Origin of the sequence: Modicisalibacter luteus DSM 23508 (assembly GCF_000378505.1) — a bacterium.
GTDB classification, from domain to species: Bacteria; Pseudomonadota; Gammaproteobacteria; order Pseudomonadales; family Halomonadaceae; genus Modicisalibacter; species Modicisalibacter luteus.
The window spans coordinates 222,076-236,162 of sequence record NZ_KB899992.1 but is presented as its reverse complement, the minus strand read 5'-3'; the positions used below and the strand labels follow the sequence as shown (position 1 = coordinate 236,162).

Below are 14,087 nucleotides of genomic sequence, written 5' to 3'. Positions count from 1 at the left end.
CCCTCGAACCGGCAGGCATAACGCGAGCGGCTCACATCAATACGATATCGTACTGCTCTTGGGAGTAATGAGCCTCGACCTGGAAGCGGATTGTCTTGCCGATGAAAATCTCCAGATCGGCCACGGCGGCGGACTCCTCATCGAGAAGTCTGTCGACCACGGATTGCGAGGCCAGCACCATGTAAGTTTCAGGGCTATAGGCCCGCTCTTCACGGAGTATTTCACGGAAGATTTCGTAGCAAATCGTCTCGGGCGTCTTGAGGGTGCCGCGTCCCTGACAGGTCGGACAGGATTCGCACAGGGTCTGCTCCAGGCTCTCCCGAGTCCGTTTACGCGTCAACTGCACCAGGCCGAGCTCGGTCACGCCGGTCATCTTGTTCTTGGCGTGGTCGCGCTCGAGTGCCTTCTCGAGTACACGCAGGACCTGGCGCTGATGTTCCGGGTCCTCCATGTCGATGAAATCAATGATGATAATACCGCCGAGGTTGCGCAGGCGAAGCTGCCTGGCAATTGCCGTCGCCGCCTCGAGATTGGTCTTGAAGATGGTTTCCTCAAGGTTGCGATGCCCGACGTACCCACCGGTATTGACGTCGATGGTGGTCATCGCCTCGGTCTGGTCGATGACCAGATAGCCGCCCGACTTGAGCTGGACCTTGCGGCCCAACGCCTTGTGGATCTCATCCTCGACACTGAACAGGTCGAAGATCGGTCGCTCACCGGGATAGTATTCGATGCGCTCGGCTACGCCAGGCATGAACTCCTGGGCGAACTCCATCAACTTGAGGTAATTCTCCCGAGAATCGATACGCACCTTCTCGATATCGTCGCGCATGACATCTCGCAGGGTGCGGATGAACAATGGCAGGTCATCGTAGATACGGCTCGGCGCAGGTGCGTTTAGCTTACGTTCGCCGACCTTGCGCCATAGTCTTAGCAGAAACTGCATATCGGTGAGCAGCTCTTCCCTGCCCACGCCCTCGGCCGCTGTGCGTATGATGAAGCCACCTGCCGCCTCGTGATCGATCTCTTCCAGGCACTCTTCGACTAGCTGACGGAGCCGCTCACGCTCGCCTTCGTCCTCGATGCGTTGCGAGACCCCGGTATGTGCCGAGTCGGGCATGTAGACCAGATAGCGCGACGGCACCGATAGGTGGGTCGTCAAGCGCGCCCCCTTGGAACCGATCGGATCCTTGGTAACCTGGACGACCAATGGCTGCCCTTCGTGCAATAACTGACTGATGGACACCTGCTCATCGGAAGGCGTGTTGGGCGGCATCACCTCATGAGCATGGATGAATGCGGCACGCTCGAGACCGATATCGATGAAGGCCGCCTGCATGCCCGGCAGTACACGTGCCACTTTGCCCTTATAGATATTGCCAACGATGCCTCGACGTCGGCTACGTTCGATAAATGCTTCCTGCAGAACCCCGTTCTCGACCACGGCAACGCGGGTTTCCATCGGCGTAAGATTGATCAATACTTCACCGCTCATGCAGGTTCCTTATCGTTACGCTAGGGCTTGCCGCTAGGGGTTGATCCGATTATGACACAGAGAAGGCGGCGATAACGATCCAGGCTATCGCCATAGAGACACGCCTTGGCGAGCCAGCAATTTTGCCGTCTCGAACAAAGGCAAGCCGACAACAGCCGAATGACTGCCCTCGACACGCTCAATAAAGAGCGCCGCTCGCCCTTGAATGGCATAGCCCCCCGCCTTGTCGACAGGTTCGCCACTGGCCCAATAGGCCGCCATTTCGTGCGCTTCGATATGGCGCATGAAGACGCGCGTGGTGACACGGGTTGTCAGCAGCCCTTCTGGGCCACTAATTGCCACGGCAGTCATGACCTCATGGCTACGGCCCGACAAAAGCGACAACATGTCGAGAGCATGGTCACGGCTGGTCGGTTTGCCGAGAATCCGATCCGCCACTACCACCGCGGTATCCGACCCCAACGTCGGCAATGTGGTTGTCTCAGCGCCCGCTGACGCTTTGGCTAGTGCCAGGCGCAAGACATAGGCCTCGGGCGACTCGCCCTCATGCGGTGTCTCGTCGATATCGACCGGCATGACTTCTATATCGCGCTCGGCGTCGAAGCCTATCGAGGACAACAATTCGAGGCGCCGTGGCGACGCCGATGCGAGGCGTAGCAGCGCAGACGACACGTATCGCTCCTTGTCGTTAAATGATGCTTAGTCGGCGACGCACGGCCTGTAGCAGCGTAAAGAACCAAGGCCACAGAACTGCGCCAATCAACGCCGATAGCAAAAATGCCAAGTTAATGGAAAACGGCCCGAAAATGGTACGCAGCCACTGCTCTACGAGCTGTACGATGCCCAGCAAGATAAAGACCATTACGGCCTGCTGTACCAAGGCATAGGCTCTCATGCGCTGATACAGCAACAGGGCAAGGTAGGCGAGCAATGAAAACACCAGGGCATTCTGACCTAGCGGTGATCCTTCAATCAGATCGAGCAGCAAGCCCAGTACGAAGCCATAGAACACGCCCGCCCGCTGGGGCGCTACCACACACCAGTAAACCAGAATCAGCCCCAGCCAATCGGGACGCCAGACCAGCCAGGCATCAGGTAACGGCATGACCTGCAGGCACAATGCCAGTAGCAGGCTCAACCAGATCATCAACAGACCACGAAAGGTATGCGCTGCCATCACTCACTCTCCTCACTCGCACTGGCCGCGTTGGCTTCATTACCGAGTCGGATGGCAGCGTCGAGTGCCTGGTCGGCCACTTCGGCAGGCGGTGGCGGGAATAGCAACAGGAAATGACGGGAGCGCTCGGGCTGCGATACCGGTTCGGCCCTGACCTGCGCAAAAGGTTCGCCCGGATCATGGACGACCTCGACAACGCGAGCGACCGGATAGCCTTCGGGAAATCGCCCGGCCAAGCCGGAGGTAACCAGTAGGTCCCCTTCACGTATATCAGCGGTATCCGGTACATGCAGTACATCCAGGGAGTCATAGCGCCCCGAGCCTTGGACGATGAAGCGCAAGCCATTGCGATTTATCTTCACCGGTACGGCATGACTGGCATCGGCCAGCATCAGCACGCGGCTGGTATACGCGGAGACGGAAGTGACTTGACCGATCAGGCCGGACGCGTCCATGACCGGCTGCCCGGCATAGACGCCGTCGCTGCGCCCCCGGTCGATGACCATTTGGTAGGTGAAGGGGTCGGAATCCAGCGACAATAGCTCGGCGGTGATATATGGCATGCCGCTACGCCGTGCCGCACCGAGAAGCTCACGCAGACGCACATTCTCTGCCGTGAGGCTGGCCATGCGCTGTACACGATGGGACAGCTTCAGCAATTGCTCACGCAGATGCCGGTTCTCTTCGATGAGTTCGCCTTGGTCGGAAAGTACCAGCGCTCCCCAAGTGAGGCCCTCGCTGGGCAGACTGACAACCCACTGCACAGGAGCCACCAGCGTAGAGAGATGAGCACGGTACTCTGTCATGCGCGGCACGCGCTGCTCGGCGAACATCAACGCAAACGCGATGATGGCGCATAACAGCATGCGATAGCCGGGCACCGGCCCATGCGAAAACAGCGGTTTGATAGGCCTTCCCCCCGCAGGCCGACAGCCGCGACGCAGCCTTGGCGGCCTGCGTGGCGACTACGGTCGATCAGTCGCTGGAAAGCAGCTCGAAGGTATGCTGGTCAATCATCTCGAGGGCCTTGCCACCGCCCCGCGCTACGCAGGTCAGGGGGTCCTCAGCGACGATAACCGGCAGGCCGGTTTCTTCGGCGATCAACTTGTCGAGATCACGGAGCAGTGCGCCACCACCGGTCAATACCAGGCCACGCTCGGCAATGTCCGACGCCAGTTCGGGAGGCGACTGTTCCAGGGCGCTCTTGACCGCCGCAACGATCGAGGCCAGGGGATCCTGCAAGGCATCGAGGATTTCATGGGAATTAAGCGTAAAGCTGCGCGGAATGCCCTCAGCCAGGTTGCGTCCACGCACGTCGATCTCGCGCAGTTCTCCCCCAGGATAGGCACAACCGATTTCTTCCTTGATTCGCTCGGCAGTCGCTTCACCGATCAGGCTGCCGTAGTGGCGGCGCACATAGGCGGTGATGGCTTCGTCGAAGCGGTCGCCACCCACACGGATGGACTCGGAATAAACCACGCCGTTTAGCGAAATGATGGCGATCTCTGACGTGCCGCCACCCACATCGACAACCATCGAACCTTGTGCTTCCTCGACGGGCAGGCCCGCACCGATCGCAGCAGCCATTGGCTCTTCGATCAAGAACACTTCACGCGCGCCGGCCCCTTCGGCGGACTCTTTGATGGCGCGCCGCTCGACTTGGGTCGACATGCAAGGCACACACACCAGCACACGAGGGCTCGGGGTCAGGAAGGTGCTCTGGTGAACCTTGCGGATGAAGTGTTGCAACATCTGCTCGGTGACGGTGAAGTCGGCAATCACGCCATCCTTCATGGGTCGGATCGCAGTAATGTTGCCCGGCGTACGCCCCAGCATACGCTTGGCATCGAGCCCCACCGCAGCCACGGAACGCATGTTGCCCGACTGTCGGATGGCCACTACCGAGGGCTCGTCCAGGACGATACCGCGACCGCGTACGTAGATCAGTGTGTTGGCGGTACCCAGATCGATCGACAGATCGCTGGAGAACAGCCCCCTCAAACGTTTAAACATGGAAGTCTTTCACCTAGTCCAGACCGGAACCCTGTGCGGAGGCAAACGGTATCATCGCGGGCAGGACGCGGCAAGCAAGATGCCTGTCAGCCGTAAGTTATGATACCTTTTGCACCTATTTATCTCGGGCGGAGCCTTGACGGTCGCCCGGCCTCCTCCGGAGTCGCTGATCAATCATGTCGAACGAGGCGACGCTGAAGACATGCGACGCAGAGAAGATAGGACATCATACGCAACTGAATGATCCATCAAACTATCTGCAACGCCTGGAAACGCGTTTTTTTCCGCGTATCGCCATGAGAGCCGACAGGGCAAACACCTCGCCAGCGCTCGTCATGGTTGGCTTTCGCGACTCCGAACGTTGACGCAAATATAGGAAGTTGACGCTATGGCGCTTGAACAGGAAGACGTGCGGCGTGCCGCCCACCTCGCTCGCCTGGGCCTGAATGATGATGAAGCCGAACGTTATGTGGACGACTTGAGCCGAATTCTGGAGATGGCGGATCGCCTGCAGGCCGTCGACACTCAGGGCGTCGCGCCACTAGCCCACCCGCTGGACGCCACCCAGCGCCTGCGTGCCGACGAGGTCACCGAAGCCAACCAGCGCGAACGTTTCCAGCGTTGTGCGCCGGCCGTCGAAAACGGTCTTTATCTGGTTCCCCGGGTCGTCGAATAAGCACTCGAGCGACACGCCGTTGGCCACGTAATTCAGGAGCACCATCGCCCATGCATGACAAGACATTGACGGAACTTGCCGCAGCCTTGGCTGCCGGCGAGTTCTCGAGCCGTGAATTGACCGAGTCGCTTCTGGGGCGCATCGAGCGACTCGATGGCGAACTCAACAGTTTCATCACTGTTACCGCAGACCAGGCACTCAGCGCAGCCGATGCCGCCGATGCCGCCCGCGCCAAGGGCGACGCCGGCCCTCTCACCGGCCTGCCGCTGGCGCTGAAAGACATCTTCTGTACCCAAGGCGTGCGCACCAGCTGCGGCTCGAAGATGCTCGACACTTTCGTTTCACCCTACGATGCCACCGTGGTCGAAAAGCTCGCAGCAGCCGGCACCATCAGTCTTGGCAAGACCAATATGGACGAGTTCGCGATGGGCTCATCCAACGAGAACAGCTTCTATGGCCCGGTGAAGAACCCCTGGGATCTGTCAGCCGTGCCCGGTGGTAGCTCCGGCGGTAGCGCCGCTGCCGTCGCCGCCGGCCTGGTTCCGGCTGCTCTGGGCACTGACACGGGCGGTTCGATCCGTCAACCGGCGGCCTTTTGCGGCATCACCGGCCTCAAGCCGACTTATGGCCGCGTGTCCCGCTACGGCATGGTGGCTTATGCATCGAGCCTCGATCAGGCGGGCCCCATGGCCCGCAGCGCCGAAGACTGCGCCCTGCTGCTCGGCACGATTGCCGGCCACGACCTGCGCGACTCTACCAGCGTGGCACGCGGCGTGCCGGACTACCGAGACGAGCTCGAGGCATCCCTGTCCGGCCTCAAGATCGGTCTGCCCAAGGAGTACTTCGGCGATGGCCTCGATCCTGAGGTCGAAACCGCCGTGCGCGACGCTATCAAAGTCTACGAATCAATGGGCGCGTCGATCCGCGAAGTCAGCCTGCCGCATACCGACCTGGCGATTCCTGCCTACTACGTCATCGCACCGGCAGAAGCCTCGTCGAACCTGTCCCGCTACGATGGCGTGCGCTTCGGCCATCGCTGCGAGAACCCCGCCGACCTGATCGATCTCTATAAGCGATCGCGTGCAGAGGGCTTTGGCGAGGAAGTTAAACGACGCATCCTGATCGGCACTCATACCCTGTCCGAAGGCTTCTTCGACGCCTACTACAAGAAGGCACAGCAGGTCCGGCGCCTGATCCGTCAGGACTTCCTCGATGCCTTCGAGGATGTCGATGTACTGATGGGCCCGGCTTCGCCGACACCGGCCTTCGACCTGGGCGCCAAGAAGGACCCGGTCTCGATGTATTTGCAGGACATTTACACCATCGCCATTAACCTCGCGGGTATCCCCGGCATCAGCGTGCCGGCCGGCTTCGTGGGCAATCGCCCCGTGGGCCTGCAGATTCTCGGGCCGCACTTTGCCGAGCAACAATTGCTCAACGTCGCCCATCAGTTCCAGCAGGCGACAGACTGGCATCGTCGCCAGCCCGCCTTCGGCAAGGAGAACGCATAATGCAGTGGGAAGCCGTGATCGGGCTGGAAGTTCACGTCCAGCTCGCTACCCAGTCGAAAATCTTTTCTGGCGCCTCCACGGCCTTCGGTGCCGAGCCTAACACACAGGCCTGTGCCGTTGACCTCGGCTTGCCCGGCGTCTTGCCAGTGCTCAATGAAGCCGCCGTGGCGATGGCGGTACAGTTCGGCCTGGGCATCAATGCCGAGATCCCCGAGACCTCAATCTTCGATCGCAAGAATTATTTCTACCCCGACCTGCCCAAGGGCTACCAGACCAGCCAGATGTATCACCCGATCGTCGGGCCGGGTGAGGTCGAGATTGCCCTGGATGACGGCACGACCAAGCGTGTCCGTGTGCATCATGCCCACCTTGAGGAAGACGCAGGCAAGTCCCTGCACGAGGACTTCCATGGCATGACCGGCATTGACCTCAACCGCGCCGGCACGCCGCTTCTTGAGATTGTCTCCGAGCCGGACATGGGCTCGGCCAAGGAAGCGGTCGCCTATATCAAAGCGCTGCATTCCATCGTCACTTACCTGGGCATCTCCGACGGCAACATGGCGGAAGGTTCGATGCGGTGCGACGTCAACGTCTCGGTACGTCCGAAAGGCCAGGAGACGCTAGGAACTCGCGCCGAGATCAAGAACGTCAACTCGTTCCGCTTCGTCGAGAAAGCCATTGCCTACGAGATAGAACGACAGATCGAGTTGATCGAAGATGGGGGCAAGGTCGTTCAGGAAACCCGTCTTTACGATCCCGAGGCTGACGAGACACGTAGCATGCGCACCAAGGAGGAAGCCAACGATTATCGTTATTTCCCCTGTCCCGATCTGCTGCCGGTGGTTCTCGATCAGGCCTATGTCGAACATCTTCGGGAAAGCCTGCCGGAACTGCCAGCCGAGAAGCGTGCCCGTTTCGAGAATGAGCTTGGCCTGTCGGCCTACGATGCCAGCATATTGTCATCCACCCGTCCCATGGCCGAGTACTTCGAGGCGGTCAAGGATAGCTGCAACGATGCCAAACTGGCTGCCAACTGGGTTCAGGGCGAGCTCGCCGGTCAGCTCAATCGTGAAAATCTGGATATCGTCGATAGCCCGGTCTCGGCTGCGCAGCTCGGCGGTCTGATTTGTCGCGTTAGTGACGAGACCATCAACGGCAAGGCCGCCAAGCAGGTGTTCATGGCGCTATGGAACGGCGAAGGCGCCACCGCTGACGAAATCATCGAGGCCAAGGGTCTCAAGCAGGTCACCGACACAGGCGCAATCGAGGCCATGATCGACCAAGTCATCGCCGACAGTCCGGTTCAGGTTGCCCAGTATGTCGAGGCCGATGAGGCCAAGCGCGGCAAGATGATCGGCTACTTCGTGGGTCAGGTAATGAAGGCCTCTCGCGGCACTGCCAACCCGCAACAGGTCAATGCCTTGCTCAAGCAGAAGCTCGATCAAGCATGACCCGACAGGTCCGGGGTTTTCCCCGGGCCTTTCTGTCCAGATTCACGTCCCTAGGTCACGAGGTTTAGCGGATGTCCGATGATGTTGGCCCACGCCTGCGCGCGCTACGCACCCTACGAGGCATCTCCCAGCGTGAGCTGGCCAAGCGTTGCGGAGTGACACACTCCAGCCTGTCGCTGATCGAGCAGAACAAGGTCAGCCCCTCAGTCAGCTCGTTGAAGAAAATTCTCGACGCCATTCCCATCAGTGTCGGCGATTTCTTCACCATGGAGCTGGAGAACCGCAATCAGGTGTTCTACCGTGCCGACGAGCTGCCCGATATCGGCAGCGGCGACGTGATATACCAACTGGTCGGTGCCAACCGCGACACACGCGCACTCTCGTTCATGATCGAAACCTATGAGGCAGGCGCCGACACCGGCCGCGAGATGATCGCCCACCGCGGCGAGGAAGCCGGCGTTATTCTCGAGGGGGAGATAGAGATCACCATCGGCGCCGATAGCCGCCTTCTCGGCCCCGGCGAGGCCTACTATTTCAATACCAACGTTCCCCACCGCTTTCGCAACCCCGGCAAGGCGGCCTGCAAGCTGGTATCGTGCTGCACGCCCGCCAAGTCCTTCTGACCCCTAGTGACGCCGAACCAGTGCCTGGCGTAGCGCGTCGTAGGCGGGCTTGGGCATGATCTTCGCGTCGAAAGGCAAGCCATTACCGAAGCCCTCGGGTTCCCACCAGGCCTGAAGCGACGAATAGTGATCGGTGAAGCCCCAGGTGGAGAACCCGCTGAAGGCCGGCAGATCGGCAGCCAGTTCCAGCATCGACCGGTAGTACCTGGCCTGCGCCTGTAGCCGCTCGGGCGAATCGTGCTGATGCAGGTTGACGTCCATTTCGGAAATACGCACTTCCAGCCCTAGCTCGATGAAGCGCTGGACATTCTCACGAAAGGCCTCGGCACTGATGGGCTTGTGTTCATCGGTCAAGTCCTCATGCAGCTGGAAACCGATGCCGTGCAGGGGAACGCCCCGCTCGAGCAGGCGCCTGGCCAGTCGATACAGGCCATCGGACTTGGCATTGCGCTCTTCGCACGCAAACTCATTGATATACAGCAGTGCTGCGGGATCGGCGCGGTGTGCTTCGCGCAGAGCGAACTCGATATAGTCTTCCCCCATGGCCCGATACCAGGGCGAATCGGTACGTAGCGTCGGCGCAAACGGCTGAAGCGGTTCATTGATTACGTCCCAGGATGCAACTCTTCCCTTGTAGCGCCCCACTACGGTAGCAATATGGTCAGCCAGTAGCCGCTGAATCTGGGCATCGGTAAACGCTGCCTCGGTCACCCAGCGCGGCAGTGCCTCGCCCCACACGAGGGTATGCCCATGCACTGCCATGTCGTTACGCTCGGCAAAGTCCACGATGGCATCGGCATCGGCGAAGGCATAGCGGTCCGGCTGCGGGTGGATGAACTGAAACTTCATGGCGTTTTCTGGGGTGACCATGTTGTAATTCTGCGCCAGTACACGGGCATACTGAGCGTCACTGAGCAGAGGAATCGTCGATACCGCAGTGCCGATATGCAGATGGGGATAGTAACGCTCGGACAGGCGACGCAACGCAGCCGGGTCCGGCTCAACGAAAGGTAACTCTGTGTCGACGACATCCAATCGTGAGCCTGGCGTTATTGGCGAAGCAACGAGACTGGCCAGAATGAAGGAATGGTCCACCTCGGCATGTGCCCCGAAGATGATCTTGCCCGACGAGAAAATCCCGGGATCCGGAAGATTCGCCATCCTTTGGCCATCAGCCAGTATGGCCAACCGTCCCCGGACACGAGCCATCCCCAGTCCGACCTGTTTCATATTGGCTATCGGATACTCATGGCGCTGGTAGTCACCGATACCGTTCTGGATCTCGACGATCAACCGCTGCTTGAATACTCCCAGCGTGACGGACTTTCCTTCCTGGCGCCATTCGTCCTGATTGAGTGGCAAGTCGCCATAGAAAGTTACGTAACCCCCGGCGTCCCCCTTGAATTTCAGGAGAGCGTCCAAGGAAAAATCGCCTTTGGCATGCACTACCGGACCCCGCAGATTGATGGGCGGGTTAGGTACGACCGGATCATCAGCGGCATCGGATGGCGGAACGATGCCACGCCCCAGGCCCTCGATCAAAACGCCCGCCTCGGTCAGTTCGGCTCCAGCCAGATGTGTCCAGTCATAAGCGAGAAGCTCGTAAGTTGTGCGCCAATCGATTTTATCACTGTCGGCCGCAATCGGAAGCGAAGACACCAGAGCAGCACAGGCCATAGCGATGGCCCCGGCAAGACGCAGAGTTAAGCGGCGGAACAGAATAGACGGCATAGCGACCTCGAGAACGGGATGGCGTCTCGATGGTAGCCAACTTGTGGCGTTTCAAACTCCTGATATATTTCATCTAAAAGCCGGCCCCATCAGGAAGCCTGACGAGGCGGCAAAGGATGAGGTAACTCATCCGCTGGCCATTCACTAGCCAGGCTTACGTGGAAAGCGACATCCATACCGTCTTGAGTTCTGAATACTCTTCCAGCGAGTGGTGCGACTTATCGCGCCCGTTGCCCGACTGCTTGACCCCACCGAACGGCACCGTCATGTCGCCGCCCGCCCAGTTATTGACGAATACCTGGCCGGAGTGCAGGCGCCGCGACACCCGCATGATGCGATCGATGTCCTGGCTCCATAGCCCAGCAGCCAGGCCATACTCGCTGTCGTTGGCCAGCGCGATGGCTTCCTCCTCGCGATCGAAGCCGAACACTGCCAGCACCGGGCCGAAAATCTCCTCGCGGCCGATGGTCATCTGCGGTGTTACGCCGTCGAATACCGTCGGGGCCACGTAGTAGCCACCCATGATCGGACTGACTGCCTGGCCGCCGGCGCGCAGACGCGCTCCTTCCTCGACGCCTTGATTGATGTAATCGAGAATGCGCTTGTGCTGCACCTCGTCGACGATCGCCCCCATGAAGCTGGCCGGATCGAGCGGATCACCCGGCTGCATGCTCTCTACATGCGCCAGCACACGCTCGACGAACGCCTCGCGAATCGAATTCTCGACCAACAGGCGCGAACCGGCGATGCATACCTCACCCTGATTGTGAAAGATCGCCTCGGCGGCATGGCGCGCTACGGCATTGAGATCCTTGCAATCGGCAAACACCAGGTTGGGGCTCTTGCCGCCGCACTCCAGATAGACGCGCTTGAGGTTGGACTGGCCGGCATACTGCATGAGTTGCTTGCCGACCCCGGTGGAGCCGGTAAACGACAAACAGTCGACGTCCATCGACAGCGCCAATGCTTTACCTGCAGTGTGACCGAAGCCAGGCACGACCTGGAATACGCCTTCGGGTAGACCTGCCTCCTGGGCCAGTTGCGCCAGACGCAGGGCAGACAGCGGCGATTTTTCCGATGGCTTGAGAATGACACTATTGCCAGCAGCCAGCGCCGGGCCGATCTTCCAGGCGGTCATCATCATCGGGAAGTTCCACGGAACGATCGAGCCAACCACGCCGAGCGGCTCGCGCAGTACCAAACCGAGGCTGTCCTCGCCGGTGGGCGCCACCTCGCCGTAAACCTTGTCGATGGTCTCGGCGTTGTAGCGGATGCAGCCGATCGCTCCCGCCATGTCGCCCAGCGAACTGGAAATCGGCTTGCCCATATCCAACGTATCGAGTAGTGCCAGCTCATTCTTGTGTGCTTCCATCAGCTCGGCCAGACGAAGCATGGTCCGCTTGCGCTGGCCCGGCGCCAATCGCGACCACTCGCCGCGGCTAAACGCCTCACGAGCGTGACGTACAGCAAGCTCGACGTCAGCGTTGTCGCAACTGACCACTTCAGCCAATGTTTCGCCAGTGGCCGGATTAATGACCGGGAAGCGCTCGCCACTGGTGGCTTCGACGAAGCGCTGCCCGATGAAAGCACGGGTCTCGAATTGAAGTTTACCGGCCAAGGCCTGCCAGTCGGCATGGGTCATGGAGGCTGTCATTATCTGTCTCCCTTGGATGAATTGATCGAAGTTATACCCAAGTGACGCGCCGTGTCGTCCAGCGCTTGGCGCGCCAGGGCAACCAGCTCGTCAATCTGCTCGCGTGTCATGACCAGCGGCGGCGAAACAATCATGGTGTCGCCTACCGAGCGTATGACCAGACCGTGCTGAAAACACAAATCACGACACAGGTTGCCAGCTGCAAGCGACTTATCGAAACGCTCGCCATTTGCCTTGTCGGCAACCAGTTCCAGCGAACCGATCAGACCCAGGCTACGTGCCTCACCGACGATAGGGTGCTCAGCCAGTTCAGACCAGCGCTTGGCCAGATAGGGCCCCACATCTTCGCGAACGTGCTGGATAACGCCCTCACGCTCCATGAGTTCCAGGTTCCTTAATGCCACGGCGGCGCACGTTGGATGCCCGGAATAGGTAAAGCCATGGAAGAACTCGCCGCCTTCCTCGATCAGGGCCTCGGCGACACGGTCGCCAACCAGCACACCGCCGATCGGCAGGTAGCCCGACGACAGTCCCTTGGCGATGGGCATCAGGTCAGGTTGGAGAGCGTAGTGCTGGCTGCCAAACCACTCGCCCAGTCGGCCGAAACCGCAGATCACTTCATCGACTACCAACAGAATATCGTGCCTGGCCAGCACCGCCTTGATCGCCGGCCAATAGCTGTCGGGCGGAATGATCGCCCCGCCAGCGCCCTGGACAGGCTCGGCAATGAATGCCGCCACATTGTCTTCGCCTAGCTCGAGAATCTTCGCTTCCAGCGCAGCAGCACATTCCTGACCGAACGCTGTCGGTGACTGGTCACGCCCTTCACCGAACCAGTATGGTTGGCGGATATGCTCGATACCCGGCACGCACGGTCCACCCTGGGCATGCATCGGAGCCATGCCGCCCAGACTCATACCGGCAATGGTTGAGCCGTGATAGGCATTCTCCCGCGCAATCACCACCCGCTTGCGTGGCCTGCCCTTGATCGCCCAGTAACGACGCACCATGCGTAGCACGGTATCATTGGCTTCCGAGCCGGAGCCGGTGAAGAACACCCGGTTGATGTCACTGGGTGCCAGCTGGCAGAGCTTTTCGGCCAGGCGAACCGCAGGTTCATGGGTCGTCTTGAAGAAATTGTTATAGTACGGAAGCTGGCGCATTTGCTCGGTGGCGGCATCGACCAGTTCCTGCCGTCCGTAGCCCAGGTTGACGCACCACAGGCCGGCCATGCCATCAAGGATGCGCTGGCCCTCGCTGTCGTAAATATAAATCCCCTCGGCATGGGTGATGATACGACTACCTTCCTCGCCAAGCGCCTTAAAGTCAGTAAACGGATGCAAGTGATGGGCCCGGTCCAGCGCCTGCAGCTCGCCGGTCTGCGGTTGATTCATTGCTGTTCCTCCTTGTTGGCGCGGGTCAGCACGCTACATGCGATTGGCAGGCCGCGGCGCGCCCATGAAGAGAGCGGTACATAGCGAATGCTCCTCGATCTGGCGTCGGCAGGCGATCACACCTACCAAGGGGTGCTGCTGCATGGACCCTTCCCTTAGAAGCCATTTATAAATGTTTTATTATTCTCAACATAACGCTCTTGAAAAATCTTGCCAAGGCGATCCGAGGATTTGTCATTTATGCCTTTATTCCTCATGAAAACTGACAAAATACCTTACCTTACTTAATGTACAATATTCATTGATCGAACTTGTGGCGTAAAAAATTTGACAACAATTTCGACCGACGGAAAGATGGCAGG

The 14,087-nt window shown here is 59.6% G+C and carries 12 protein-coding genes; 4 read left to right on the top strand and 8 right to left on the bottom strand.

Annotated features, from left to right (window positions below):
- Window positions 1–31: 31 nt before the first annotated feature.
- From rng to F568_RS0107700, 5 genes are all read right to left on the bottom strand, one after another.
- Window positions 32–1,495, bottom strand: a complete 1,464-nt coding sequence (gene rng / locus F568_RS0107720; protein WP_019018144.1) for a ribonuclease G — start codon at window positions 1,493–1,495, stop codon at window positions 32–34.
- Between the two features lie 84 nt (window positions 1,496–1,579).
- A complete protein-coding gene (locus F568_RS0107715) occupies window positions 1,580–2,167 on the bottom strand; it encodes a Maf family protein (RefSeq protein ID WP_019018143.1) in 588 nt (195 codons plus the stop codon).
- A gap of 16 nt (window positions 2,168–2,183) precedes the next feature.
- Window positions 2,184–2,672 carry a rod shape-determining protein MreD gene (gene mreD, locus F568_RS0107710; protein WP_019018142.1) on the bottom strand — a complete coding sequence of 163 codons (489 nt, stop codon included), beginning with the start codon at window positions 2,670–2,672 and terminating at the stop codon, window positions 2,184–2,186.
- The gene (gene mreC, locus F568_RS0107705; RefSeq protein WP_268247012.1) at window positions 2,672–3,580 is read right to left on the bottom strand and encodes a rod shape-determining protein MreC; all 909 of its coding nucleotides are present in this window, start codon (window positions 3,578–3,580) and stop codon (window positions 2,672–2,674) included. Before mreC ends, mreD begins: the two co-directional genes overlap by 1 nt.
- Before the next feature lie 67 nt (window positions 3,581–3,647).
- Entirely contained in the window at window positions 3,648–4,685 is a 1,038-nt protein-coding gene (locus tag F568_RS0107700) for a rod shape-determining protein (RefSeq protein ID WP_019018140.1), read from the bottom strand.
- A 388-nt stretch (window positions 4,686–5,073) separates the two neighbouring features.
- Between F568_RS0107700 and gatC the strand changes: the two genes are divergently transcribed.
- The 4 genes from gatC (at window position 5,074) to F568_RS0107675 (ending at window position 8,946) form a co-directional block, all read left to right on the top strand.
- The gene (gene gatC, locus F568_RS0107690; protein ID WP_019018138.1) at window positions 5,074–5,361 is read left to right on the top strand and encodes an Asp-tRNA(Asn)/Glu-tRNA(Gln) amidotransferase subunit GatC; all 288 of its coding nucleotides are present in this window, start codon (window positions 5,074–5,076) and stop codon (window positions 5,359–5,361) included.
- A 50-nt stretch (window positions 5,362–5,411) separates the two neighbouring features.
- Window positions 5,412–6,872 (top strand): Asp-tRNA(Asn)/Glu-tRNA(Gln) amidotransferase subunit GatA, encoded by a 1,461-nt coding sequence (gene gatA, locus F568_RS0107685; RefSeq protein ID WP_019018137.1) that lies wholly within the window; start codon window positions 5,412–5,414, stop codon window positions 6,870–6,872.
- Window positions 6,872–8,323 carry an Asp-tRNA(Asn)/Glu-tRNA(Gln) amidotransferase subunit GatB gene (gene gatB, locus F568_RS0107680; RefSeq protein WP_019018136.1) on the top strand — a complete coding sequence of 484 codons (1,452 nt, stop codon included), beginning with the start codon at window positions 6,872–6,874 and terminating at the stop codon, window positions 8,321–8,323. The genes gatA and gatB overlap by 1 nt, the downstream gene beginning before the upstream one ends.
- Before the next feature lie 71 nt (window positions 8,324–8,394).
- Complete coding sequence (locus tag F568_RS0107675; RefSeq protein ID WP_019018135.1) at window positions 8,395–8,946, top strand: cupin domain-containing protein; 552 nt, start codon at window positions 8,395–8,397, stop codon at window positions 8,944–8,946.
- Window positions 8,947–8,949: 3 nt separating this feature from the next.
- On the opposite strand, the gene F568_RS0107670 is transcribed toward F568_RS0107675, so the two are convergent.
- The 3 genes from F568_RS0107670 to F568_RS0107660 all read right to left on the bottom strand — a co-directional run bounded on the left by F568_RS0107670 (window position 8,950) and on the right by F568_RS0107660 (window position 13,725).
- Window positions 8,950–10,677, bottom strand: coding sequence for an endo-1,4-beta-xylanase (locus tag F568_RS0107670; protein ID WP_019018134.1), 1,728 nt, complete (start codon window positions 10,675–10,677; stop codon window positions 8,950–8,952).
- 154 nt (window positions 10,678–10,831) lie between these two features.
- On the bottom strand, window positions 10,832–12,331 hold the full coding sequence (locus F568_RS0107665) for an aldehyde dehydrogenase (RefSeq protein ID WP_019018133.1): 1,500 nt from the start codon (window positions 12,329–12,331) through the stop codon (window positions 10,832–10,834).
- Window positions 12,331–13,725: an aspartate aminotransferase family protein gene (locus F568_RS0107660; RefSeq protein ID WP_019018132.1), complete on the bottom strand. Its 1,395-nt coding sequence runs from the start codon at window positions 13,723–13,725 to the stop codon at window positions 12,331–12,333. The genes F568_RS0107665 and F568_RS0107660 overlap by 1 nt, the downstream gene beginning before the upstream one ends.
- Window positions 13,726–14,087: the final 362 nt, after the last annotated feature.

Excerpts from the sequence above, each read along its gene's own strand:
- rng (WP_019018144.1), bottom strand. The coding sequence starts at position 1,495 with ATGAGCGGTGAAGTATTGATCAATCTTACGCCGATGGAAACCCGCGTT.
- mreD (WP_019018142.1), bottom strand. The coding sequence starts at position 2,672 with ATGGCAGCGCATACCTTTCGTGGTCTGTTGATGATCTGGTTGAGCCTG.
- F568_RS0107700 (WP_019018140.1), bottom strand. The coding sequence starts at position 4,685 with ATGTTTAAACGTTTGAGGGGGCTGTTCTCCAGCGATCTGTCGATCGAT.
- gatC (WP_019018138.1), top strand. The coding sequence starts at position 5,074 with ATGGCGCTTGAACAGGAAGACGTGCGGCGTGCCGCCCACCTCGCTCGC.
- gatA (WP_019018137.1), top strand. The coding sequence starts at position 5,412 with ATGCATGACAAGACATTGACGGAACTTGCCGCAGCCTTGGCTGCCGGC.
- gatB (WP_019018136.1), top strand. The coding sequence starts at position 6,872 with ATGCAGTGGGAAGCCGTGATCGGGCTGGAAGTTCACGTCCAGCTCGCT.
- F568_RS0107675 (WP_019018135.1), top strand. The coding sequence starts at position 8,395 with ATGTCCGATGATGTTGGCCCACGCCTGCGCGCGCTACGCACCCTACGA.
- F568_RS0107670 (WP_019018134.1), bottom strand. The coding sequence starts at position 10,677 with ATGCCGTCTATTCTGTTCCGCCGCTTAACTCTGCGTCTTGCCGGGGCC.
- F568_RS0107665 (WP_019018133.1), bottom strand. The coding sequence starts at position 12,331 with ATGACAGCCTCCATGACCCATGCCGACTGGCAGGCCTTGGCCGGTAAA.
- F568_RS0107660 (WP_019018132.1), bottom strand. The coding sequence starts at position 13,725 with ATGAATCAACCGCAGACCGGCGAGCTGCAGGCGCTGGACCGGGCCCAT.